Origin of the sequence: Pseudarthrobacter sp. L19, assembly GCF_050859435.1 — a bacterium.
Classification (GTDB): domain Bacteria; phylum Actinomycetota; class Actinomycetes; order Actinomycetales; family Micrococcaceae; genus Arthrobacter.
This window is the reverse complement of record NZ_CP193935.1, coordinates 2,627,864-2,650,766: the sequence shown is the minus strand read 5'-3', so window position 1 is coordinate 2,650,766 and position 22,903 is coordinate 2,627,864. Positions and strand designations below refer to the sequence as shown.

Genomic DNA, 22,903 nt, shown 5'->3' with positions numbered 1-22,903 from the left:
GCACGCTGTCATGGGGTTGCTCCGCCGGACTGCCGCAGGGCCAGGGCCCGGCCGACGTCGTCGGCGTCGGGGCTGCCGCGTCCGGCGAGATCGGCAACCGTCCAGGCCAGGCGCAGTACCCGGTCGTAGCCCCGGGCGGTGAGGGAGCCGCGTTCCAGTGCCCGGTCCAGGATGCCGGTGTGGTGGGCGCCCAGTCGAAGCCCGCCGCGAAGCACCCGGCCGGGGACCTGCGCGTTCGTCTCGAGGCCGAGCGGCCGCAGCCGGTCCAGCTGGGTGTCCCTCGCTGCCCTGACCCGGGCGGCAATGGCGGCGGACGTTTCTTCCGCCCGGGGTGCCCCGAAGTCGGCGAGGGCCACCCGTTCGACGTCCAGCTGGATGTCGACCCGGTCCAGCAACGGCCCGGACAGCCGGGCGAAGTAGCGTCGGCGCATCGTCGGGGTGCAGGTGCAGTCCACGCCTTTCCCCGAGGCTTTGCCGCACGGGCAGGGGTTGGCGGCGAGGACCAGCTGGAAGCGTGCCGGGTAGGCGGCGGTGCCGGCGGCGCGGTGGAGGATCAGCTCGCCGCTTTCCAGCGGCTGCCGCAGGGCGTCCAGGACGCGGCGTTCGTACTCGGGCGCTTCGTCCAGGAACAGCACGCCGCGGTGGGCCCGGGACGCGGCGCCGGGCCGGGGAAGACCCGAGCCGCCGCCGATGATGGCCGCCGCGGTGGCGGTGTGATGCGGGCTCTCGTAGGGCGGCCTGCGCCGGAGGGTTATCGCCGACGTCGTCAGGGAGCTGAGCGAGTGGATGGCGGTGACCTCCATCGCCTCCTGATCGCCGAGGTCCGGCAGCAGCCCGGGCAGGCGTTCGGCCAGCATGGTCTTGCCGGCCCCCGGCGGCCCGGTCAGCAGCACGTGGTGGGCCCCCGCGGCCGCCACCTCAAGGGCACGCCGTCCCTCGGCCTGGCCCGACACGTCGGCCATGTCCGGCACCATCGCCGGCTCCGGGTGCCCGTCGCCGTCGTCGGGTTCCTCCCCCAGATCGGCATCAAGGGCGAGGTCCTGCGGATCGGCGCCGAAGTCGAAGGCCAGCCGGGCCAGGGTGGTGTAGGAACGGACCCTGGCACCGGGGACCAGTTCGGCCTCGGCTGCGTTGGCCTGCGCCACGACCACGTCCGGGTAGCCGGCCCGGACGGCTGCCATGACGGCGGGGAGGATCCCGCGGACGGGGCGGAGCCGGCCGTCCAAGCCCAGTTCGGCGAGGAAAACGTGCCGGCCGGTGGACCGGATGTCGTTGGCCGCCAGGAGCGCGGCCATGGCGATGGCCAGGTCGAACCCGGAGCCGCGTTTGGGCAGCGACGCCGGAATCAGGTTGGCGGTGATCTTTCGCCGGCTCAGCGGGATGCCGGAGTTCTGCGCGGCAGAGCGGATCCGCTCCCTGGCCTCGTTCAGCGACGCGTCCGGCAGCCCGAGGATCACAAACGCCGGCAGCGTCTGTCCAATATCTGCCTCGACCTCGACGATGTACCCGTTGAGGCCCACCAGGGCCACGGCGTAGGTCCGGCCCAGCGCCATCTACCCCACCCCTTTGAGGTGTTCGATGGCCGCTAGGCCGCTGCCGTCGTCGAGCACGGCGATGACGTCCACCCGGCGCAGCGGCATCCGCAGCTCGTGCTCCCGGCACCAGGCGGATCCGAGTCGGTGCAACCGGGCAAGCTTCTCGGCGCCGACGGCCTCGAACGGGTGCCCGAACGTCAGCGAGCGGCGGGTCTTGACCTCGGCAATGACCAGGGCGTCGCCGTCGAGCGCGACGATGTCGATCTCACCGGCGGAACAGCGCCAGTTCCGGTCTACCACCCGGATCCCCTGGTCCTCCAGGAAACCGGCCGCCAGGTCCTCGCCTCGGCGGCCCAATACGTCTTTGGCTCTCATCCCTCCAGCGTGGACGGCACGGAGCCGGGACCTTACCCGATAGTCACGCTATGTGGGTAACTCCGGTCAGGGGGCCAGCGACAGGGGCCAAGCGGGGTGGGCGCGCCGCTAGTTGCCGAGGTCCTCCACCTTGGGCAGGGCGAGTTCCTCGTTGCGGGGAAGTTCCTCGACGTTGACGTCCTTGAAGGTGATCACGCGGACGCTCTTGACGAACCGGGCGGAGCGGTAGACGTCCCAGACCCAGGCGTCCTGCAGGGTCAGGTCGAAGTAGACCTCGCCGTCGGCGCTGCGGGCCTGCAGGTCGACATGGTTGGCCAGGTAGAAGCGCCGTTCGGTCTCGACGACGTAGCTGAAGAGCCCGACGACGTCGCGGTACTCGCGGTAGAGCTGCAGCTCCATGTCGGTTTCATAGTTTTCCAGGTCTTCGGCACTCATGGTTCCATCTTGCACCATCGGGCGCAGGCCGCGCGCCACGGCCGGGCGCCAGGGCCGGGACGGCGAAGGCTCAGTCGCCCAGCAGCTGCCAGCTCACCCGGTGGTAGGGGCTGGGCCCCGCGGTACGCAGAGCGTCCTTGTGGGCGGCGGTGCCGTAGCCCTTGTTCTCGTTCCAGCCGAAGGCCGGGAATTCCTCGTGCAGCGCGGCCATCTGACGGTCGCGTTCGACCTTGGCCAGCACGGACGCCGCAGCGACGGAGAGGCACTGCATGTCCGCCTTCACCAGGGTGTGAACCGGGGCGTCGCAGCCGGGCTCGGCCGGTCCCTCATCAAACAGGGAGGCCTGCGCCGGGGTCGTGAGCCAGTTGTGGCTGCCGTCCAGCAGCACCACCTCGGGGGTCACGCCGGCGGCCAGCACGGCGGCCCAGGCCCGGTTGCCGGCGAGCCGGAGCGCGGCGATGATGCCGAGGGCGTCGATCTCCGCGGCCGAGGCGTGGCCGACGGCGGACGCCACGCTCCAGGCCCGCACGAGGGGTTCCAAGCGTTCGCGTTCGGAGACCTTCAGCAGCTTGCTGTCCCGCACGTCGGCGAGCAGTTTCTGCTGCTGCAGGTCGATGACGGCGATCCCCACGCTGACCGGGCCGGCCAGAGCCCCTCGGCCCACCTCGTCGATGCCGGCCAGCAACCGTGCGCCCGAGGCCTTGAAGCGGCGCTCGTAGTCCAGGGTTGGTGCGACGGACACTGCTCCTGCCTTACTTTCCTGCCGGGGCGCTGGTGGGGGTGCTGGACGGGGCGGGCACGCCGTTGAAGACGTCCGGGTAGTTATCCAGTGCCTTGACGCGGTTCAGTGGCCACGCGATCACGGCGGCCTGGCCCTCGATGTCGGCCATGTCGATGAAGCCGCCATTGGTTTCCATGTGGGCGCGGGAGTCGGCGGAGTGGTTGCGGTTGTCGCCCATCACCCAGACCTTGCCGGCGGGGACCACGACGTCGAACGCCCGCACCTGCGGGATTTCGGCGCTGTTGACGTACTTCTCGTCCAGGGCCTTGCCGTTGACCGTCAGGCGGCCGCTGCCGTCGCAGCAGATGACGTGGTCGCCCGGGAGCCCGATGACGCGCTTGACCAGGTGCTGCTCCGAGTTGTCCGGCAGCAGTCCCACGAACGTCAGCGCGTTCTGCACCCCGGTCATGGGTCCTACCGGCTTCGGCGCCGCGGGGGCCAGCCAGTTCTTCGTGTCACGGAAGACGATCACGTCGCCGCGCTGCAGCGCAATCGGCTGGGGCACCAGCAGGTTCACGAAGATCCGGTCGTTGACGTCCAGCGTGTTCATCATCGACTCGGACGGGATGTAGAAGGCCCGGAACAGGAAGGTTTTGATCAAAAAGGACAGCACGACGGCGATGACCACCACGGTGGCGATCTCCCGGAGCCAGACCAGCACCGGGTTGCGGCCCTCGCGGGCCAGCGCCCGGCGCGCCCGGGCCGACGTCGGACCCGCATGGGAGGGACCGTCCTGCGCGACGCCCGCGGCCCGCTCGGGGACTCTCGGCGCTTCCCGCCGGGGAGCCTCCGCCGACGCACCATGCTCGGGCGCCTCCTGGGCCACCATCTCCTGGGACAGGGTCCCCTGGGCCAGGGCCTCCGGCGCAGGCGTCTCGCGGGCGGGCGTCTCCGGCGCTGTCATGTCCGGCGTCGCCGGGAACTGCGTCGTCGGGTGTTCGCCGTCGGGAATGGGCGCGGACGTCACCCGGGGTTCGGCCTGGCCGTGGGGCTCAGGGGTCCGGGGTCCGGTCTCGGGCATCTACTGTCCGTTCTGTGTCGTCGTGGCGGCCGCGTCGGGCCGCGGTAGTGCAGCAAATCTATCAAGCGGCCAGATGATCATCACCGGCCGGCCGATCACCCGGTCCAGCGGCACCATGCCGCCGCCGGGAGCCCCCAGCAGCCCCCTGGAATCGGCCGACTTGGAACGGTGGTCCCCCATCAGCCAGAGCCGTCCTGCGGGGACGATCGCGTCGAATTTCAGGGTGCTGGGCTCATCGCCGGGATATATATACGGTTCACTAAGTTGCTGGCCGTTGACTGTGAGCTTGCCCGACACGTCGCAACAGACCACGCGGTCCCCCGGCAGCCCGATGACCCGTTTGACGTAGGTGGTGTCGCTGCCGGTGATGCCCAGCCAGTGCCCCGCCCCGGCCACCAGCTCCGCGGCCGGGCCGGCGCCGCTGTTCAGCGGCGCGAAGGACCCGCGGCCGTCGAAGACCACCACGTCGCCGCGGCGGATCGGGTCGGCGGCGAAGTCGGTGCGGGAGACCAGGATCCGGTCCCCGTCGCGCAGCAGCGGCTCCATCGACGCGGAGGGGATGAAGTACACGTCCAGCCACAGGGAGCGGACCAGGCCGCTGATGGCGATGGCCAGGACGAGTCCCAGAAGCACAAAACGCCAGCCCAGTTTCCTGGGCCGGCGTTTTGGCTGTTCCATGGTCCACATCCCCTGACGCGTGAAGTGCTTGATCGGCGCAGTGGCGCTGACCCGGGGTGAGCCGGACCGGCCGTGGATCCGCGGGGTAAGTCCGGGGACTTACTTGGCGGTCTGGAAGTCGCGCTTTTCCTTGATCTTCGCAGCCTTACCGCGCAGTGCACGCATGTAGTAAAGCTTGGCGCGGCGCACGTCACCCTTGGAGACGAGCTCGATCTTGTCGATGATCGGGGAGTGCACCGGGAAGGTACGCTCCACGCCGACACCGAAGGAAACCTTGCGGACGGTGAAGGTCTCGCGGACGCCGTCACCCTGGCGGCCCAGGACGAAGCCCTGGAAGACCTGGACACGGGAGTTCTTGCCTTCGATGATGTTCACGTGCACCTTGATGGTGTCACCCGCGCGGAACTCGGGAACATCGTTGCGCAGCGAGGCTGCGTCGACGGAATCGAGGATATGCATTGATCCACTCCTGGTGAACGCCACAGGTCATTCACGTTGGGTCACGGCGGCCAAGCCCGGGGCCGAAGCGCCCGGAAATCACCGCCGAAAATGTGTCGTTCCGGTCCAGTCAGGAATTGACCGGGCCGGGGTGCCGCGCTGTTGGTGACGCTCCCCCTGTGGCAGGTTCGCACCCAGCAGGCACAAGGACTTATTTTGCCACAGAATGGCCGGTTTTGCTGAATCCGCGGAGTCAGCCGGACGCACGACGGCGGCGGGAAAGTCCGGTGTCCGGCTGCGCTCAGGCGTCGGCGCGGCGGTGCAGCCGGCCGTCCTCGATGGTGTACCCGAGGTCCGCGAAGGCGGTGCGGTCCGTACGCGGCAACGTCCCGGCGTCGAACGCCTCGAGCAGGTCGGGGCGGCGCTCCGCGGTCCGGCGGTACTGTTCGTGCCGGCGCCACTGGGCGATCTTGCCGTGGTTGCCGCTGAGCAGCACGGCGGGAACGTCCCGGCCGCGCCAGCTGGAGGGCTTGGTATAGACCGGGTACTCCAGCAGCCCGTCGGAGTGCGATTCCTCCACGAGGGATTCGGGGTTGCCGACGACGCCGGGCAGCAGCCGCCCGATTGCCTCGACCATCGCCAGGACCGCCACCTCGCCGCCGTTGAGCACGTAGTCGCCCAGGCTCATGGGTCGGACGGTGAAGTGGTCCGCCGCCCATTCGAGGACGCGTTCGTCGATGCCCTCGTACCGGCCGCAGGCGAAGACCAGCTGCTCCTCCTCGGAGAGCTCGTGCGCGATGGCCTGGGTGAAGCGCTCCCCCGCGGGCGAGGGGACGATCAGCACGGGCTTCCGGGTCTCGCCCTCGTCCGCTGCCGCCGTGCCCGCGACGGCGCCGAGTGCCTGGGCCCACGGTTCCGGCTTCATGACCATGCCGGCGCCGCCGCCGTACGGGGTGTCGTCGACGGTGCGGTGCCGGTCGGTGGTGAAATCCCGCAGGTCGTGGACGGTGAGCTTGAGCAGTCCGTCCTGCCGGGCCTTCCCGATCAGGGACAGCTCCAGCGGGGCGAGGTACTCGGGGAAGATACTGACGACGTCGATCCGCATCTTAGGCGCGGTCCCCGTCTGCACCCTCGGCGGCGCTGTCGGCGGCACTGTCGGCGGAGTCGCCGTCGTCGGGGGTCGCGGTGGTGTCCGTGTTGACCTCGAACAGGCCCGCCGGCGGGGTGACGAGGACGTACTTTTCGGCGACGTTGACCTCGGGGACGATCTGCTCCACGAACGGGATCAGAATTTCCTTGCCGGCGCGGTCCTTGACCACGAGCAGGTCCTGGACGGGCATAGTGTGCAGCGCGGAGACCGTGCCCACCACCTCGTCGCCCACCCGGACGTCCAGGCCGACGAGCTCGTGCTCGTACCAGCCCTCGTCGTCGTCCTCGTCGAGTTCCTCGGTTTCGATGAAGAGCTTGGCGCCGCGCAGGGCCTCCGCATCGTTGCGGGTCTCCACCTCCTCGAATGCCAGCAGCAGGATGTCCTTGTTCCAGCGCGCGCTCTCGACCGTGAGCGGCCCGGCGGACGCGGGCTCCACGACGAACTGGGTGCCCGGAACGAACCGGTCACCGGGGGCGTCGGTCAGCACCTGGACGGTGACCTCGCCGCGGATGCCGTGGGGTTTGCCGATTCGTGCCACCTGAAGCTGCATGCTGTCCTCTTGTTCGGGGATGGGAAGGATGGGTCGTTGTGGGGCGCAGTGTGCGCAAAACAGTCCGGCCCCTCCACCAATGCTGGTGGAGGGGCCGGACAGAGATCAAGCGTGTGCTGGCTGCGCTACCGGCGGCGGTCGGTGTCGACGACGTCGACCCGCACCGGCTCACCGTCTGCCAGCGCCGCGACCACGGTGCGCAGTGCGCGTGCGGTCCGGCCCTGGCGGCCAATCACCCGTCCAAGGTCGTCCTGATGAACGCGCACCTCAAGGGTGTCCCCCGGCGGTTGTTCTTGGCACTGACCTTGACGTCTTCGGGGCTGTCTACAATCCCGCGGACCAGGTGTTCGAGCGCGTCTGCCAGCAAGTTACTCAGCCTCGGTGGTCTCTGCTTCGGCGTCGGCCGGGGCCTCGGCTGCGTCGTCCTTCTTGGCCTTCTTGGTGATGGCTTCCGGAATGATGACGGAACCCTTCTCCGGGGCTACGAAGCCTTCCTTGGCAGCCTTGGTCTTCAAGGTGCCTTCCTGGCCGGGCAGACCCTTGAACTTCTGCCAGTCACCGGTGATCTTCAGGATCGCGGCAACCTGCTCGGACGGCTGAGCGCCGACGCCGAGCCAGTACTGGGCGCGGTCCGAGTCGACCTCGATGTACGAGGGCTCTTCGGTCGGGTGGTACTTGCCGATCTCTTCGATGGCACGGCCGTCACGCTTGGAGCGTGAGTCCATGACGACGATGCGGTAGTACGGGGCGCGCATCTTGCCGAAGCGCTTAAGGCGAATCTTAACGGCCACTTTTGTGGTCACTCCTGTTTCTGAAACGGGGTCGAACCCGGCGTTCTGCACCCGTGGGGCGGGCCATACTAGGGGGTTCTAAAAGGACAAGATCCAGACGCGGAGAGAGGGCCACGCAGATCAAGTACCTGATCATTGTGCCAGATCACCGCGCCGATTTCGACTTGACACCCGCGGCGGGCCGCCGCGGCTGGCGCCGTCGTCAGGCTCAGGCGGTCCAAACGTACAGTTCGGTGCGGGCGGCGGGGTCGACGGCGGAGGCGAGCTCCGCGATCCGGCGGGTGTGGCCGAGGGCCTCGGCGGCACCGAAGGGCATGTCCTCCTCGGCCGCCCACTGCCCGGCGACATCGGCCATGACGCTCTCGCCCTCGTCGGTCTCGTAGCTGAGCAGCTCGGCGAGGGTCCGGACCATGGCGGCGGGCACGCCGAGCAGTGCATCGCTGGAGACGTCAACCATCGCGAGTTCATAGTCGGCGCCGGCGGCGTGGACGGCGGTGCCGGCGAGGTCACCGAGCCGTTCGATCTCGTAGTCGCTGATGCCCTCGATCCGGACGGCGTCCGGGCCTGCGGGGGCGCCCCCGGCGAGGGCGGCGGCCCGCTGGAGCGCGGCGTCATGGGTGGCGACGAAGACTTCGGTAAATCCCACGGGGCTCATCCTTGGATTTCGGGCGGCCCGGGGGCCGCGGCGTGTGGCGTGCTCCCAGCCTATCGGCTGCCGGCCCGGAGGCCGGTCAGCGGACGGCCACCCGGATCCGGTTGCGCCAGGGGTCATCGAACCGGAGCTCGGCGCCCGTGTGGTGGGACGAGACGCCGGCCACCTTCAGCCGGTCCGCGAGGGCGCCGACGTCGTCCCCGGAGGGCACCTCGATCAGCACCTCGCCCAGGCCCAGCGTGTCGCGCCGGGGGCCGGCGCCGCGGCTGTTCCAGACATTCATGGCCATGTGGTGGTGGTACCCGCCCGCCGAGACGAAGAGGGCCTGGCCGTGCCAGCCTGCGGTCTTTTCGAAGCCCAGGGTCCCGACGTAGAAGTCGTGCGCCGACTGCACGTCGCCGACCTGGAGGTGCACGTGCCCGACGCCGGCGCCGGTTTCGCGCTGGCCGGCGAGCGACGCTTCGGTGAGGTGCTGCTCCAGGTAGCGCTGCGGCGGCAGTGCCAGGCTGTCCATGACAACATTCGCCCCGTCCCACGACCATTCCTCGCGCGGACGGTCCCAGTACAGTTCGATGCCGTTGCCCTCGGGGTCGTTGAAGTAGAAGGCCTCGCTGACCAGGTGGTCCGCGCTCCCGGTGAAGAACCGGGGATCGTACTGGGCTGCGGTGGCGACGGTGGCGGCCAGCGCCGCCTGGTCCTCGAACAGGAGGGCGGTGTGAAAGAGTCCGGCCTCGCCCCGGGAGGGCAGGTTCAGTCCCGGGGCGGGCGCGAGGTGCACCAGCGGCGTGCGCCCGCGTCCGAGGTAGAGGCCGCCGTCCTGCTCGGCCACCACCTCCAGGCCAAGGGCGCGCTGATAGTAGTCGGTCATCATCGCCAGGTCGCCGACTTTGAGCATCACGGTGCCCATCGAGAGGTCGGCCGGCAAGAGGTCCTGGGTGGCGGCGTTGGTGGTCATTGCATCACTCCGGTGCTGAGGGGTTTTGCCGTCGTTCGGCGGCTCTCACCAGATAAAATTACTTGAAGCTTCAATTTATTCCACGAATGCCGCGCCGAGGACGTCCCCGCGGAGGATGACGGCGCGCAGGTTCCGCAACGTGGAGAGATCCCGCCGCGGGTCAGCGGCGCAGACCAGGACGTCGGCGGGGCCACCCTCGGCGATTCCGGCGGCGCCCAGCCAGGCCCTGGAGGACCAGGCGCCGGCGTCGAGGGCAGCGGCCGGGCCCAGTCCGGCGGCCTGCAGCGCCTCGAGTTCGTCAACGATCCGCCCGTGGGCAATGACGCTCCCGGCGTCGGTGCCCGCGTAGATGGCCACCCCGGCCTCATAGGCCTCGAGGACCCGCTCGGCCCGGCGTTCCCAGAGCGCGCGCATGTGGGCGGCGTAGCGCGGGAACTTGGGCTCGGCCTGCGCGGCGATGTCCGGGAAGGTGGCGATGTTGATCAGGGTGGGGACGATCGGCACGCCCTGGTCGACGAAACGCGGAAGATGGCGGGGCAGCAGCCCGGTCGCGTGTTCAATGCAGTCAATGCCGGCGTCGAGCATGTCATCGAGGGTGCCCTCGGCGAAGCAGTGAGCGGTGACCCGGGCGCCCTCGTCGTGGGCGGCGCTGACGGCGTCCCTGACGGTGCGGGCGGGGAAGCTTGCGGCGAGGTCCCCGGCGTCGCGGTCAATCCAGTCCCCCACGAGCTTGACCCAGCCGTCCCCCGCCCGCGCCTGCTTCCGGACCTCCTCGACCAGGTCACCGGGGTCGACCTCGACGGCGAGGCCGCGCAGGTAGCGACGGCTCCGGGCGATGTGGCGGCCCGCACGGATGATCCGGGGCAGGTCCCGCCGTTGCTGGATCCAGCGTGTGTCGTGCACGGCTCCGGCGTCGCGCACCAGCAGGGTCCCCGCGTCACGGTCCGCGCGCGCCTGCGCTTCGGCGACAGCGGCGTCGACGTCACCGCCGGGCCCGAGCCCGATGTGGCAGTGGGCGTCGACCAGTCCCGGGATGACCCACCCGTCGATGACTTGGTCCGGCGCCGCCTCCGGACGGTCGAAGGTCAGCACCCCGTCCACGGACCACAGGCCGCGCCGCTCCCGGTCCACGGCGGTGAGGACGGGCCCGGTGAATTCGATGATGCCGCTCATGCGTCCCAGCCTAGGAAGCGCGGGCGTGCCGGCTGCGGACGACGTCGGCGATGAAGGAGCGGATCGCCCGGTCCCCTTCCGGTGAGTCCTGCGGCCGGTGCCCGCCCGGGGCGGTGCGGTGCCGGGCGCCGGTCTCCACGAGGTAGCCGGCGATCTCCTCATACAGCGGTTCCCAGCCTCCGGTGAGGACAAGGGTGGGAACGCCGGGGACGATGTGCAGGGGCGCCTCCCAGGCCGGGGCCTGCAGCCGGAGCCGCCGCGCCTCCCGGGCGTTGTCCGCCGCGACTTCCCCGGCGGCGCCGTGCAGCGGGGCGTGCGCGGCGAAGACCCGGCGGACGAATTCGCGGTGGAAGTCCTCGTCGCCCAGGCTGTGCCGGACGTCGAAGAGCGGCTCCATCAGGGCCCGGTGCGCGGCGGTGGCCGGCAGTTCCGCCGTCAGGGACAGGCAGGCCGGTTCCACCAGCGTGAGGGACTGGACCAGGTCGGGCCGTTCGACGGCGGCCATCATCGCGGCGATGGCGCCCTGGGAGTGGGCGACGACGTGGCCTCCGGCGGCTCCGCGGCCGTCGTCGGCCAGGGCGCCGAGGACGATCCCGGCGTCGGCCGCGAAGTCGGTTTCCAGCGGCTCGGCCACCGGGTCGAAGCCGTGCCGGCGGAGGAAGAGCGCGTCATAGGCCAGCGCCATGCCGTGCTGTTTCGGCCACGCCGCGGCACCGAAACTGCCGGCCCCGTGGACGAAAACTACGCGCTCCTTGAACATGCTCCAAGCCTATTCCACGGGTCCGTCAACGGGGCCGCGACATGCGCCGCGGCCCGCGGCAGCGTGTCGCTACTTGCTGCCGCCGAGGAACTTGTCGAAGCCCTTGGGCAGGTTCAGCTGGGAGGGATCGAAGTCGCCCTGCTGGCCGAAGGAGGCGCCGGTGGGGACGGCCTTGGCGCCGGCTGCGCGCCGCGCCTCCGCGTCCTTGAGCTCCTGCGCGGCCTTGGCCGGGTTGCCGGAGCGGGCCTTCTTCTTGGGCGCGGGCTTGTTGCCCTTGCGGGCCCCGCCGCCCATGCCCGGCATCCCGGGCATCCCCGGAATGCCGCCGCCGGCGGCCATCTTCTTCATCATCTTCTGCGCCTGGGCGAAGCGTTCCAGCAGGCCGTTGACCTCGGAGACGTGCACGCCGGAACCGCGGGCGATGCGGGCGCGGCGGGAACCGTTGATGATCTTCGGCGCGACCCGCTCGTGCGGGGTCATGGACCGGACGATCGCCTCGACCCGGTCGATTTCGCGCTCGTCGAACTGCTCGAGCTGCTGCCGGATGTTCTGCGCACCGGGCATCATCATGAGCATCTTCTTCATCGAGCCCATGTTGCGGATCTGCTGCATCTGGGCGAGGAAGTCCTCGAGGGTGAAGTCTTCCTGGTCGGCGAACTTCTTCGCCATCCGGGCCGCTTCATCCTTGTCCCAGGACTTCTCGGCCTGCTCGATCAGGGTCAGCACGTCGCCCATGTCGAGGATGCGGGAGGCCATGCGGTCCGGGTGGAAGAGCTCGAAGTCGTCCAGGCCTTCGCCGGTGGAGGCGAACATGACGGGCTTACCGGTGACCGACGCGACGGAGAGCGCGGCACCGCCGCGGGCGTCGCCGTCGAGCTTGGAGAGCACGATGCCGGTGAAGTTGACGCCCTCGTCGAACGCCATGGCGGTGTTGACCGCGTCCTGGCCGATCATCGAGTCGATGACGAACAGGACTTCGTTCGGGACGATGGCCCGGCGGATCTGGCGCGCCTGCTCCATCATGTCCGCGTCCACGCCGAGGCGGCCGGCGGTGTCCACGATCACGACGTCGTGCAGGGTGCGCTTGGCTTCCTCGACGCCGGCGCGGGCGACGGCGACCGGGTCGCCGACCGGGTGGTCCAGCTCGGTGGAGGTGGCACCGGGGTGCGGGGCGAACACCGGCACGCCGGCGCGCTGGCCGACGACCTGAAGCTGGGTGACGGCGTTGGGGCGCTGCAGGTCACAGGCCACCAGCATGGGGCTGTGGCCCTGGGACTTCAGGTGCTTGGAGAGCTTGCCGGCGAGGGTGGTCTTACCGGCACCCTGGAGGCCGGCGAGCATGATGATGGTGGGGCCGGTCTTGGCCAGCCGGATCCGGCGGGTCTCGCCGCCGAGGATCTCGACGAGTTCCTCGTTGACGATCTTCACGATCTGCTGGCTGGGGTTCAGCGCACCGGAGACCTCGGCGCCGAGGGCACGTTCGCGCACGCGGGAGGTGAATTCGCGGACCACCGGCACGGCGACGTCGGCGTCAAGCAGGGCACGGCGGATCTCCCGGACCGTGGCGTCGACGTCGGCCTCGGTCAGGCGGCCCTTGCCGCGAAGGTTCTTGAAGGTTGCTGTCAACCGGTCAGAGAGTGAATTGAACACGCGCCGTGCACTTCTTTCAGTGGATCTGCAGCTGGCGGCCGGAACGGCGCGCCAGTGTCGGAACTGTCTCGCCGGAACGAACCGGCCCGACAACGGGACTCGACTATCTAGGGTACCAAGACCCGGCTCGGAGGTGGCATGCTGGCGTAGGTGACCAGTGAATCGACGGTAAAGACCCTGCTCATCCTCGGCGCGTCCGGCGACCTGACCGGCCGGCTGCTGCTTCCGGGCCTGGCCCGCCTGGTGGCCCGGGGCCACGCCGCCGGCCTGACCCTGGTGGGCGCCGGCTCCGACGACTGGAGCCAGGAGCAGTGGCTGGAGCGGCTGGACACCGCCTTCGCGGACGAGAACTCGCAGGCCACCACGGACGGCAAACGCGAACTCAAGCGCATCCGCTCCTCCACCAGCTACCACCGCCTGGACGTCACCTCGGGCGGCGAGCTGGCGTCCCTGCTGGCCGGGCTGGAGGGCCCGGTGGCGGTGTACTTCGCGCTGCCGCCGAAAATCAGCCAGCTCGCTTGCGAGGCGTTGACCCCGGAGGAAGTCCCCGCCGGCACCCGGCTGGTGATGGAGAAGCCCTTCGGCTCCAGCGAGGAATCGGCCCGGCACCTGAACAAAACCCTGGCGGCCCTGGTCCCCGAGGACCACATCCACCGGGTGGACCACTTCCTGGGCAAGGCCACGGTCCTGAACATCCTGGGCCTCCGCTTCGCGAACACGTTCCTGGAGCCGGTCTGGAACCGGGAGCACATCGAGAAGGTGGAGATCATCTTCGACGAGGACCTTGCCCTCGAGGGCCGGGCCCGGTACTACGACGGGGCCGGCGCACTGCGGGACATGATCCAGAGCCACCTGCTGCAGATCATGGCGTTAATGGCGATCGAACCGCCGGCCTCCGTGGACGAACGGGACCTGCGCGACGCCGTCGCCACCCTCCTGCGGGCCAGCAGCATCAAAGCCCCCTACGCAAAGAACACCCGCCGCGCGCGCTACTCCGCCGGCTCGATCGACGGCCGCAAGGTCCCGGACTACGCAAAGGAAAAGGGCGTCGACCCGTCGCGGAACACCGAGACCCTCGCCGAGGTCCGGGTGGACATCGACAACTGGCGCTGGCAAGGCGTGCCGTTCATGCTCCGGTCCGGAAAGGCACTCGGATCGATGCGCAAGGAGGCCATCGTGACGTTCCGCCCGGTGCCGCACCTGCCCAGGGGGTTCACCGGCGTCGACTCCCCCAACCAGCTGCGGATCGGCTTCGGCCCCGACACCCTGCAGTTCGACGTCGACGTCAACGGGCCGGGGAACGTGCTCAGCCTGGACCGGGCCACCCTGAAGGCGGAGCTGAGCGCCTCGGAACTGCTCCCCTACGGCGAAGTCCTCGAGGGTGTACTCAGTGGGGACCCGTTGCTCTCGGTTAGGGGCGACACCGCCGAGGACTGCTGGCGGATCGTGGAGCCGGTCATTAAAGCCTGGGCCAGGGACAGCGTGCCGCTGGAGGAATACCCCGCCGGCACCCCGGGCCCCGAGGGGTGGCCCACCTAGGGCGCACCTAGCCCCGGGCACACACAAGCGCACACACAAGCGGGCCGGGCACCTTTTCAGGTGCCCGGCCCGCTGTTCGCAAGCCTCATTCGCGTTGCGCTGAGTCGGTCCGCGGCTGGAGGGATTGCCGCTAGATGGCGGCCGCGCCGCGTTCTCCGGTGCGGACCCGGACTGCCTCGAAGACATCCATGGTCCAGACCTTGCCGTCGCCGGCCCGGCCGGTGTTGGAGCTGGCGATGATGACGTCGAGGATGTCATCGGCCTGCTCGTCGGTGGCCAGCACCTCCACCCGGATCTTCGGCAGCAGGTCCACGTTGTACTCGGCGCCGCGGTAGACCTCGGTGTAGCCGCGCTGCCGGCCGTAGCCGCTGGCCGCGCTGACCGTCAGGCCCTGCACCCCGTAGGCTTCCAGGCCCTCGCGGATGGCGTCGAGTTTTTCCGGTCGGACGATGGCGGTGATCAGTTTCATGCTTCCACGCTTTCTTTGCCTGCTGCGGTCTGCTTGCCGTGCTGCGGGACGCCTGCGATGTCCTCGGCCGGGAGCTGGACGGCCTCGCCGCCGAGCGTCTTGCCGGTGATGATTTCGTGCAGCGGCTGGAAGCTTCCGCCCCGGCCGCTGAGGCCGAATTCGTAGGCGGTCTCGGCGTGCAGGCTGAGGTCCACGCCCACGACTTCCTGCTCCTGGGAGACCCGGAAGCCCATCAGCTTGTGGATCGGGAAGGCGATGATGAAGGTCATCACGGCGGTGAAGACGATGGAGAACAGGGCGGCCAGGACCTGGGCGACCAACTGGGTGCTGCCGCCGCCGTAGAAGAGGCCGGCGGTGCCCTGGGACGGGGTGGCCAGGAAGCCGATGGCCACGGTGCCGACGACGCCGGAGACCAGGTGAACGCCGACGACGTCGAGCGAGTCGTCGTAGCCGAACTTGAACTTCAGGCCGACGGCCAGAGCGGAGGCTACACCGGCGACGACACCCAGGATGATGGCGCCCAGCGGGGAGACGTTGGCGCAGGCCGGGGTGATGGCGACGAGGCCGGCGACCACACCGGAGGCGGCACCGAGGGAGGTCGGGTGGCCGTCACGGAAGCGCTCCACGGCGAGCCAGCCGAGCATGGCGGCGGCGGGGGCGGCGAGGGTGTTGACCCAGATCAGGCCGGCCTGCTCGACCGTGGCGGCGGCGCCGGCGTTGAAGCCGAACCAGCCGAACCAGAGGATGGCTGCACCGAGCATGACGAACGGGATGTTGTGCGGGCGGTGGTTCGGGTCCTTGCCGAAGCCCTTGCGGTTGCCGATGACCAGCACCAGGATCAGGCCCGCGATACCGGCATTGATGTGGACCACGGTGCCGCCGGCGAAGTCGATCACGGGGGCGAACGTCTGGCCGAACCAGCCGTCCTTGGAGAAGAGGCCGCCGCCCCAGACCATGAAGGCCATGGGGGCGTAGACGAGGGTGGCCCAGATCGGGGTGAAGATGACCCAGGCGGAGAACTTGGCGCGGTCGGCCACGGCACCGGAGATCAGGGCCACGGTGATGATCGCGAAGGTTGCGGCGTATCCGACCTTCAGCAGGTCCGCCGGATCGGTGAAGTTGTGCAGCCCGAAGTGCGAGAACGGGTTGGCGAAGATCTGGAAGAAGTTGTCTTCGTTGCTGGTGGCCATGGAGGCGCCCCACAGAACCCAGACAATGCCGACAGTGCCGATGGCGACGAAGCTCATCATCATCATGTTCAAGGCTGACTTGGCACGCGTCATGCCGCCGTAGAAAAATGCCAGGCCCGGGGTCATGAACAGCACGAGCGCTGCTGCGACCAGGAGCCAAACGAGACCCGCGGTGAGTTCCATGGTCTGCGTCCTCTCTTGCTCTTAGGTGCGGATCCAGTCCGCAAGTTCAACGCATTTTGCGTTCTAAGAAGAGTCTGCTGGCGTAGTGTTTCACCGGCTCGGGATTTAGATTGCCGGGCTGTTACAAGAACCTCCCGGAAGTAAATGGTGCATCTCGCGCTTGTTACGGTTGTGTTTCACGCAGCCCCATCCCCCCACCGGCCATCTCCCGGCCTCGAAAGCAGCACCATGAGCAAAACAGCCCGTCCCGCCAGGGATTCCAGCCTTCTCTCCGCCCTGCGGCCGTCCCGCGGTCCGCGGCTTCCCCGCGACATCAAGGTGATGTTGGCTGCGGCGTTCCTGATCGCCCTGGGCTTCGGGCTGGTGGCGCCGGTGCTCCCCCAGTTCGCGACGACGTTCGACGTCGGGGCGACGGCGGCGGCGGTGATCGTGAGTATCTTCGCGTTCATGCGGCTGGTGTTCGCCCCGGCCGGCGGTGCGCTGATCGTGCGCCTCGGCGAACGGCCGGTGTACGTCGCCGGGCTGCTGATCGTGGCGGCGTCGACGGCGGCGTGCGCCTTCGCCCAAAATTACTGGCAGCTGCTGGTGTTCCGCGGCCTCGGCGGCGCCGGCTCGGTGATGTTCACGGTGGCGTCGATGGCCCTGGTGGTCCGGCTGGCCCCGCCGGAGAGCCGCGGCCGGGTTTCCGGCGCGTACGCCTCGGCCTTCCTGATCGGCAACGTCTGCGGCCCGATCGTCGGCGGCCTGCTGGCAGGCTTCGGCCTGCGGGTGCCGTTCCTGGCCTACGCCGCCGCGCTGGTGCTGGCCGCCGCCGTCGTCCAGACCCAGCTCACGCACGTTCCCTCCGGGTCCCGGGAGGCCGGCACGGCCGCCCCGGCCATGCTGCTGCGCGACGCGGTGCGGGACAGCGCCTACCGGGCCGGCCTGGCCTCCAGCTTCGCTAACGGCTGGGCCACGTTCGGGGTGCGGATGGCGACGGTGCCGCTGTTCGCCGTCGCGGCCCTCGGCGCGGGGGCGTCCTCCGCCGGCTGGGCGCTGGCGGTGTTCGCCGCCGGCAACGCCGTGGCGCTGACGTTCTCGGGACGGCTCGCGGACTCCGCCGGCCGGAAACCGATGATGCTGGCGGGCCTGGTGGTCACCGGCCTGGCCACCGCCTCGATCGGCCTGACGCACGATCTGCCGCTGTTCCTGCTGGCCTCCACGGTGGCCGGCATCGGCTCCGGCCTGCTGGGCCCGGCGCAGCAGGCTACGATCGCGGACGTGATCGGCAACGAACGCTCCGGCGGCAAGGTGCTGGCGGTGTTCCAGATGACCCAGGACAGCGGCGCGATCGTGGGGCCGGTGATCGCCGGCCTGCTGGCGGACCGGCTGGGTTACGGCTGGGCCTTCGGCGTCACCGGCGGCGTGCTGCTGGCCGCGGCCGCCGGATGGCTGCTGGCGCGGGAAACGTTCCGGCCCGCAGCCCCGGCGGCCGCGTAAGGCAACCGCCTAGTTCAGGATCGCGTCCACGAAGCTGTCGGCGTCGAACGGGGCCAGGTCGTCGGCCCCTTCGCCCAGGCCCACGAGCTTGACCGGGACGCCCAGTGCCTTCTGGATCGCGACGACGATGCCGCCCTTGGCGGTGCCGTCCAGCTTGGTGAGCACGATGCCGGTGATGTTGACGACCTCGGCGAAGACCCGGGCCTGATTCAGGCCGTTCTGGCCGGTGGTGGCGTCCAGGACCAGCAGCACCTCGTCGACCTCGGCGAGCTTCTCGACGACGCGCTTGACCTTGCCGAGTTCGTCCATCAGGCCGACCTTGTTCTGCAGGCGTCCGGCGGTGTCGATCATGACGACGTCGACTTCCTGGTCGATGCCGGCCTTGACCGCCTCGTAGGCGACGGAGGCGGGGTCCGCGCCGTCGATGTCCGACTTGACCGTCGGGACGCCGACGCGCTGGCCCCACGTGGCCAGCTGTTCGGCGGCGGCGGCGCGGAAGGTGTCCGCCGCGCCGAGCAGGACGTCCTTGTCTTCGGCAACCAGCACGCGGGCCAGCTTGCCGACGGTGGTGGTCTTGCCGACGCCGTTGACGCCGACGACCATCATGACGGCCGGCTTGTCAGCGTGGCGCTGGACGTTCAGGCTGCGGTCCATGGTCGGGTCGACGAGCTTGAGCAGTTCCTCGCGCAGCAGGGCCTTGACTTCTTCCGGGGAGCGGGTGCCCAGGACCTTGACGCGGGCGCGGAGTGCGTCCACCAGCTGCATGGTCGGCTCGGTTCCCAGGTCCGCGAGCAGCAGGGTCTCCTCGACCTCGTCCCAGACGTTCTCGTCGATCTTGTCGGAGGACAGGAGGGCCAGCAGGCCCTTGCCGAGGACGTTGTTGGACTTCGCCAGGCGTTCGCGCAGCCGGGTCAGGCGGCCTGCGACGGGCAGCGGCATCTCGACCGGGACGGTCTCCAGGCCGGCGGCGTCGTCCGGCACTTCCACGGTCTCAAGGTCTTCGAGGCCTTCGGTGTCCCGGGCGGGGGCGCCGGTCCGGTCCTCCAGCAGGGTCCCGCCGCCGGTGCCCTGGACGGGGTCGTTGGCGTCACGCTGCGTGGGGTAGTTGGTGATGTTCTTCCGGGTCCGCACGAGCACCGGAATGAGGGCACCGATGACCACCAGGGCAACGATAATGGGCAGGATGATAGGGAGGATGTCGTTCACTCCCCTAGCTTCTCATAACCGCTAAAGCCGCCGGTCAGCGGCCCGACCGGCCCCGGCTCAGACCTCGGCGCCGAGCCGCTGGCTGATCACGGTGGAGACGCCGTCGCCACGCATGGTGACGCCGTAGAGGGCGTCGGCGACCTCCATGGTGCGCTTCTGGTGGGTGATCACGATCAGCTGGCTCGATTCGCGGAGCTCCTCGAAGATGGTGATGAGCCGGCCCAGGTTGGTGTCGTCGAGGGCCGCCTCCACCTCGTCCATGACGTAGAACGGCGAGGGCCGGGCCTTGAAGATGGCCACGAGCAGCGCCACGGCCGTCAGGGACCGCTCGCCGCCGGAGAGCAGCGAGAGGCGCTTGATCTTCTTCCCCGCGGGACGGGCCTCCACCTCGATGCCGGTGGTCAACATGTCGCCGGGGTCGGTCAGGACCAGGCGTCCCTCGCCGCCCGGGAAGAGCCGGGCGAAGACCCGGACGAACTGCCGGGCGGTGTCCTCGAAGGCCTCCGCGAAGACCTTCTGGACCCGGTCGTCGACGTCCTTGATGATGTCCAGCAGGTCCTTGCGGCTGGCCTTGAGATCCTCGAGCTGGGTGCTGAGGAACTGGTGGCGTTCCTCCAGCGCGGCGAATTCCTCCAGGGCGAGCGGGTTGACCCGGCCCAGGGCGGCGAGGTCCCGTTCGGCCTTCCGCAGCCGTTTCTCCTGTTCCTCCCGCACGAAGGGCTTGCCCTCGAGAATGGCGCGGCCGTCCTCGTCCACGGGCGCACGCAGGGCCGCCCATTTGTCCCCGGTCTCCTCCGCCGGGACCGGGACGGGCTGGTCCGGGCCGAAGTTCTCGATGAGCTGGTCCGGGCTGAGACCGAGTTCCTCGACGCTACGCAGCTCAAGGGCCTCGATTTTCAGGCGCTGTTGCGCCCGGGCCAGCTCGTCCCGGTGCACGGAGTCGGTCAGTTCCGCCAGTTCGCGGGCCAGGGCGTCGTTGCCGGTCCGAACCTCCGCCAGTTCCTGGTCCAGCCGGGTGCGGCGTTCCTCGGCCAGGTCGCGGTCCACGCGGGCCAGTTCGACCGATACGTCCAGGAAGCGGGCCACCTGGGCGACGGCGGCCGAGATGGCGGCGGCGCGGCGGGCCTGCAGGGCGCGGCGGCGGGCGCGTTCGGCTGCCTCGGCGCGGGCCTGCCGCTCCGTGGCGGCGGCCCGTTCCAGCGAGGAGGCACGGTTGCTGATGGCGGTGAGCTGTTCCTCGGCGCTGCGAAGGCCCAGCCGGGCCTCCATCTCGGCCGCGCGGGCCGCGGCGGCGGCCTGGGCGAGGGCGTCCCGCTTGTCTTGGGAAGGTTCTTCCTCCGCGGGGCCTCCTGCGCGGCGGCCAGCCGGGCGGCCACCGTTTCCAGGGCTTCCTGTTCGACAGTGACGGCGGCCTCGGCGCGGGCCAGGGAGGCGGCCAGGCGTTCGCTCTCCCCTACGGCGCTGCGGAGCACGGAATTCAGGTGCCCGAGGCGTTCGGCCACGGCGGCCAGCCGGGCGTCGGACTCGTGCAGTTTGTCCAAGGCCGCGTCCGCGCGCTCCTGCACCTCCGCCCGCCGGGCGCAGCGGCGGCGAGGGCGAAGCGGGTGCGTTCCAGCTCGGCGGTCACGGCGGCAAGCCGGGCGGCGGCGTCGTCGACGGCGGCCTGCACCTCCAGCAGCGACGGGGCCGAAGCCGAGCCGCCGCGGACGGCGAGGGCGGTGAAGACATCCCCCGCCCGGGTGACGGCGGTCAGCTCCGGGTGGTCGGCCAGCAGGGACGCGGCGGCCGCGTCGTCCTCGACGACGGCGGTGCCGGCCAGCAGCCGGTCCAGCAACCCTCGCACGGGCACGGCGGCCGCCGCATCGGCCGCAGGAGCAACCAGTCCGGCCGCCGGGCGTGCCCCGGCCGGGAGTGCGGTCGCCCCGGGCACGTTGTCCGGGTTCCCGGCACCGGCCGCAGCGAGAAGCAGCGCCGCACGGCCGGCGTCCTCTTCCCGGAGGAGGCCGAGCGCGGCCGTGGCCGCGGCCAGGTCGGCCACCACGACCGCGTCGGAGCAGTGGCCCAGCGCCGCGGCAATAGCGGCCTCGTAGCCGGGTTCGACGGCCAGCATCGAGGCCAGCGGGCCGAGGATCCCGGCGAGGCCGGAGGAGGCGACGTGACCGGAGCCATCCTTGCGGGTCAGGCCGAGCTGGAGGGCCTCGTGCCGGGCCGAGAGTGCACCGCGTTCCCGGTCGGCATCGCGTTCGGCGGCCTTCAGCGCGTCAATCTCGGCGGTGACGGCGTCGAGTGCCTCGCTGGCGGCCTCGTACTCGGCGTCGAGGCTCTCTTCCCCGTCCTCGACGCCGGCTACCTGGGACTCCAAGGCGGTGAACTCTGCCTGGGCCTGGCGCCGGCGTTCCTCGCCGGCGGTCAGTGATTCCCGCAGCCGGCCCACCTCGGCCTGCGCGGATTCGACCCGGGAGCGGGCCGCGCCGACCTGCCCGGCCAGCCGGGCCAGGCCCTCTCGCCGGTCCGCGGCGGCCCGCAGCAGGGCATCGAGGCGTTTGGATTCGGCGGCGGACGCGGCCTCGGCCTCCTGCTTGGCGGCGGTGGCGTCCGCGAGCGCGTCCCGCCGCAGCCGGATCTGCTCTTCCAGCCCGGCCTGCTCGGCCCGGACCCGGGCGGCCTGCTGGTCCAGGTGGTCGGGGTCCCGGCCGGTCGCGGGTCCCTGGTCCGCGGCGCCGAGCAGGCGCCGGCGTTCTTCGGCCAGCGAGCCGAGGGAGCGGAGCCGTTCCCGCCCGGAGGAGAGCCGGTACCAGTTGTCACGGGCGGCGTTGAGGGCGGGCGTGGCCTCGGCGGCCTGCTGCTCCAGTTCCGCCTGGTGGCGTCGGCCCAGGTCCAGGTCCCGTTCGACGACGGAGCGCCGGGCCTTGAGCGCCGATTCGTCCGCGACGTCCCGGGCGAGCGTGGACTGCAGCTGGACCAGGTCGTCGGCGAGGAGCCGTGAGCGAGCGTCGCGGACCTCGAACTGAACGGTCTGCGCGCGGCGGGCGACGGCGGCCTGCTTACCCAGCGGCGTCAGCTGCCGCCGAATCTCGGCCGTCAGGTCACCGAGCCGGGCCAGGTTGGCCTGCATGGCCTCCAGCTTCCTGACCGTTTTTTCCTTCCGGCGCCGGTGCTTGAGGATGCCGGCGGCTTCCTCGATGAAGCCGCGCCGGTCCTCGGGAGTGGCGTGCAGGACCTTGTCCAGCTGGCCCTGGCCGACGATCACGTGCATCTCCCGGCCGAGACCGGAGTCGGAGAGCAGTTCCTGGATGTCCAGCAGCCGGCAGGGGCGCCGTTGATGGCGTACTCGGACCCACCGGTGCGGAACAGCGTGCGCGCGATGGTGACTTCGCTGTACTCGATCGGGAGGGCGCCGTCGCTGTTGTCGATGGTCAGCGACACGTGCGCCCGGCCCAGCGGGGGCCTGCCGGAGGTGCCGGCGAAGATGACGTCCTCCATCTTGCCACCGCGTAGGGTCTTGGCGCCCTGTTCGCCCATCACCCAGGACAGGGCGTCCACCACGTTGGACTTGCCGGAGCCGTTGGGGCCCACCACGGCGGTGACGCCGGGTTCGAACTCAAGGTCGTCGCGGACGCGAATGACTTGAATCCGCGGACGGTCAGGCTTTTGAGGTGCACGGTGGTTCCGGTCTCCTGCTGTGGGTTGATGGAGCTGGTTTTGGTGAAGCTGTGAGGTTGGCAGATCGGGGGTGGCAGCCGCCTCCGGCTACATACAATCTACTGCGGGGCACCGACAGATCCCGCGTCATCGCGGTTCCGGCGGCGCGCTGGGCCCCTCCGTCCCCGCCGTCGATGCCGTCGATGCCGTGGACTGCATATGCAGGAATGGATGTGCAACGGGCATAGTTA

The 22,903-nt window shown here is 70.1% G+C and carries 20 protein-coding genes and 2 pseudogenes; 2 read left to right on the top strand and 20 right to left on the bottom strand.

The window, feature by feature from the left end; translation table 11 throughout:
- Positions 1-8: 8 nt before the first annotated feature.
- The 16 genes and pseudogenes from ACRQ5B_RS12615 to ffh all read right to left on the bottom strand — a co-directional run bounded on the left by ACRQ5B_RS12615 (position 9) and on the right by ffh (position 12,944).
- Positions 9-1,553, bottom strand: a complete 1,545-nt coding sequence (locus ACRQ5B_RS12615; protein WP_432394345.1) for a YifB family Mg chelatase-like AAA ATPase — start codon at positions 1,551-1,553, stop codon at positions 9-11.
- On the bottom strand, positions 1,554-1,910 hold the full coding sequence (locus ACRQ5B_RS12610; protein WP_432394342.1) for a YraN family protein: 357 nt from the start codon (positions 1,908-1,910) through the stop codon (positions 1,554-1,556).
- Positions 1,911-2,018: 108 nt separating this feature from the next.
- Positions 2,019-2,345: a DUF2469 domain-containing protein gene (locus tag ACRQ5B_RS12605; protein WP_290257548.1), complete on the bottom strand. Its 327-nt coding sequence runs from the start codon at positions 2,343-2,345 to the stop codon at positions 2,019-2,021.
- A gap of 70 nt (positions 2,346-2,415) precedes the next feature.
- Positions 2,416-3,087 carry a ribonuclease HII gene (locus tag ACRQ5B_RS12600; RefSeq protein ID WP_432394339.1) on the bottom strand — a complete coding sequence of 224 codons (672 nt, stop codon included), beginning with the start codon at positions 3,085-3,087 and terminating at the stop codon, positions 2,416-2,418.
- A gap of 10 nt (positions 3,088-3,097) precedes the next feature.
- A complete protein-coding gene (lepB, locus tag ACRQ5B_RS12595; RefSeq protein WP_432394336.1) occupies positions 3,098-4,147 on the bottom strand; it encodes a signal peptidase I in 1,050 nt (349 codons plus the stop codon).
- Positions 4,148-4,825, bottom strand: a complete 678-nt coding sequence (gene lepB / locus ACRQ5B_RS12590) for a signal peptidase I (RefSeq protein ID WP_432394333.1) — start codon at positions 4,823-4,825, stop codon at positions 4,148-4,150. It lies immediately after the preceding gene.
- Positions 4,826-4,924: 99 nt separating this feature from the next.
- Complete coding sequence (rplS, locus tag ACRQ5B_RS12585; protein WP_056738299.1) at positions 4,925-5,284, bottom strand: 50S ribosomal protein L19; 360 nt, start codon at positions 5,282-5,284, stop codon at positions 4,925-4,927.
- A 280-nt stretch (positions 5,285-5,564) separates the two neighbouring features.
- The gene (gene trmD / locus ACRQ5B_RS12580; protein ID WP_432394329.1) at positions 5,565-6,368 is read right to left on the bottom strand and encodes a tRNA (guanosine(37)-N1)-methyltransferase TrmD; all 804 of its coding nucleotides are present in this window, start codon (positions 6,366-6,368) and stop codon (positions 5,565-5,567) included.
- A gap of 1 nt (position 6,369) precedes the next feature.
- Positions 6,370-6,963, bottom strand: a complete 594-nt coding sequence (rimM, locus tag ACRQ5B_RS12575) for a ribosome maturation factor RimM (protein WP_432394326.1) — start codon at positions 6,961-6,963, stop codon at positions 6,370-6,372.
- Positions 6,964-7,088: 125 nt separating this feature from the next.
- Positions 7,089-7,330: pseudogene (locus ACRQ5B_RS12570) on the bottom strand (RNA-binding protein).
- Between the two features lies 1 nt (position 7,331).
- Complete coding sequence (rpsP, locus tag ACRQ5B_RS12565) at positions 7,332-7,754, bottom strand: 30S ribosomal protein S16 (RefSeq protein WP_290257538.1); 423 nt, start codon at positions 7,752-7,754, stop codon at positions 7,332-7,334.
- A gap of 208 nt (positions 7,755-7,962) precedes the next feature.
- Positions 7,963-8,400 (bottom strand): hypothetical protein, encoded by a 438-nt coding sequence (locus ACRQ5B_RS12560; RefSeq protein WP_432394324.1) that lies wholly within the window; start codon positions 8,398-8,400, stop codon positions 7,963-7,965.
- Positions 8,401-8,485: 85 nt separating this feature from the next.
- Positions 8,486-9,361: a VOC family protein gene (locus tag ACRQ5B_RS12555; RefSeq protein WP_432394322.1), complete on the bottom strand. Its 876-nt coding sequence runs from the start codon at positions 9,359-9,361 to the stop codon at positions 8,486-8,488.
- Positions 9,362-9,436: 75 nt separating this feature from the next.
- A complete protein-coding gene (locus tag ACRQ5B_RS12550) occupies positions 9,437-10,534 on the bottom strand; it encodes an amidohydrolase family protein (protein ID WP_432394319.1) in 1,098 nt (365 codons plus the stop codon).
- Between the two features lie 10 nt (positions 10,535-10,544).
- On the bottom strand, positions 10,545-11,294 hold the full coding sequence (locus ACRQ5B_RS12545) for an alpha/beta fold hydrolase (RefSeq protein WP_364134999.1): 750 nt from the start codon (positions 11,292-11,294) through the stop codon (positions 10,545-10,547).
- Between the two features lie 69 nt (positions 11,295-11,363).
- Positions 11,364-12,944 carry a signal recognition particle protein gene (ffh, locus tag ACRQ5B_RS12540; RefSeq protein WP_432394316.1) on the bottom strand — a complete coding sequence of 527 codons (1,581 nt, stop codon included), beginning with the start codon at positions 12,942-12,944 and terminating at the stop codon, positions 11,364-11,366.
- Positions 12,945-13,094: 150 nt separating this feature from the next.
- Between ffh and ACRQ5B_RS12535 the strand changes: the two genes are divergently transcribed.
- Entirely contained in the window at positions 13,095-14,483 is a 1,389-nt protein-coding gene (locus ACRQ5B_RS12535; RefSeq protein ID WP_432394313.1) for a glucose-6-phosphate dehydrogenase, read from the top strand.
- 130 nt (positions 14,484-14,613) lie between these two features.
- On the opposite strand, the gene ACRQ5B_RS12530 is transcribed toward ACRQ5B_RS12535, so the two are convergent.
- Positions 14,614-14,952, bottom strand: a complete 339-nt coding sequence (locus tag ACRQ5B_RS12530) for a P-II family nitrogen regulator (RefSeq protein WP_136322366.1) — start codon at positions 14,950-14,952, stop codon at positions 14,614-14,616.
- Positions 14,949-16,325 (bottom strand): ammonium transporter, encoded by a 1,377-nt coding sequence (locus tag ACRQ5B_RS12525; RefSeq protein ID WP_432394309.1) that lies wholly within the window; start codon positions 16,323-16,325, stop codon positions 14,949-14,951. Before ACRQ5B_RS12525 ends, ACRQ5B_RS12530 begins: the two co-directional genes overlap by 4 nt.
- 228 nt (positions 16,326-16,553) lie before the next feature.
- On the opposite strand from ACRQ5B_RS12525, the gene ACRQ5B_RS12520 reads away from it, so the two are divergent.
- A complete protein-coding gene (locus ACRQ5B_RS12520; RefSeq protein WP_412883317.1) occupies positions 16,554-17,804 on the top strand; it encodes an MFS transporter in 1,251 nt (416 codons plus the stop codon).
- A gap of 9 nt (positions 17,805-17,813) precedes the next feature.
- On the opposite strand, the gene ftsY is transcribed toward ACRQ5B_RS12520, so the two are convergent.
- Together ftsY and smc are read right to left on the bottom strand one after the other, a co-directional pair.
- Positions 17,814-19,010, bottom strand: coding sequence for a signal recognition particle-docking protein FtsY (gene ftsY, locus ACRQ5B_RS12515; RefSeq protein ID WP_432394306.1), 1,197 nt, complete (start codon positions 19,008-19,010; stop codon positions 17,814-17,816).
- Positions 19,011-19,067: 57 nt separating this feature from the next.
- A pseudogene (gene smc, locus ACRQ5B_RS12510) lies at positions 19,068-22,672 on the bottom strand (chromosome segregation protein SMC).
- Between the last annotated feature and the right edge of the window lie 231 nt (positions 22,673-22,903).

Bases quoted from the DNA above. Each gene is read 5' to 3' on its own strand.
- ACRQ5B_RS12615 (WP_432394345.1), bottom strand. From the start codon at position 1,553: ATGGCGCTGGGCCGGACCTACGCCGTGGCCCTGGTGGGCCTCAACGGG.
- ACRQ5B_RS12610 (WP_432394342.1), bottom strand. From the start codon at position 1,910: ATGAGAGCCAAAGACGTATTGGGCCGCCGAGGCGAGGACCTGGCGGCC.
- ACRQ5B_RS12605 (WP_290257548.1), bottom strand. From the start codon at position 2,345: ATGAGTGCCGAAGACCTGGAAAACTATGAAACCGACATGGAGCTGCAG.
- lepB (WP_432394336.1), bottom strand. From the start codon at position 4,147: ATGCCCGAGACCGGACCCCGGACCCCTGAGCCCCACGGCCAGGCCGAA.
- lepB (WP_432394333.1), bottom strand. From the start codon at position 4,825: ATGGAACAGCCAAAACGCCGGCCCAGGAAACTGGGCTGGCGTTTTGTG.
- rplS (WP_056738299.1), bottom strand. From the start codon at position 5,284: ATGCATATCCTCGATTCCGTCGACGCAGCCTCGCTGCGCAACGATGTT.
- trmD (WP_432394329.1), bottom strand. From the start codon at position 6,368: ATGCGGATCGACGTCGTCAGTATCTTCCCCGAGTACCTCGCCCCGCTG.
- rimM (WP_432394326.1), bottom strand. From the start codon at position 6,963: ATGCAGCTTCAGGTGGCACGAATCGGCAAACCCCACGGCATCCGCGGC.
- ACRQ5B_RS12555 (WP_432394322.1), bottom strand. From the start codon at position 9,361: ATGACCACCAACGCCGCCACCCAGGACCTCTTGCCGGCCGACCTCTCG.
- ACRQ5B_RS12550 (WP_432394319.1), bottom strand. From the start codon at position 10,534: ATGAGCGGCATCATCGAATTCACCGGGCCCGTCCTCACCGCCGTGGAC.
- ACRQ5B_RS12545 (WP_364134999.1), bottom strand. From the start codon at position 11,294: ATGTTCAAGGAGCGCGTAGTTTTCGTCCACGGGGCCGGCAGTTTCGGT.
- ACRQ5B_RS12530 (WP_136322366.1), bottom strand. From the start codon at position 14,952: ATGAAACTGATCACCGCCATCGTCCGACCGGAAAAACTCGACGCCATC.
- ACRQ5B_RS12525 (WP_432394309.1), bottom strand. From the start codon at position 16,325: ATGGAACTCACCGCGGGTCTCGTTTGGCTCCTGGTCGCAGCAGCGCTC.
- ACRQ5B_RS12520 (WP_412883317.1), top strand. From the start codon at position 16,554: ATGAGCAAAACAGCCCGTCCCGCCAGGGATTCCAGCCTTCTCTCCGCC.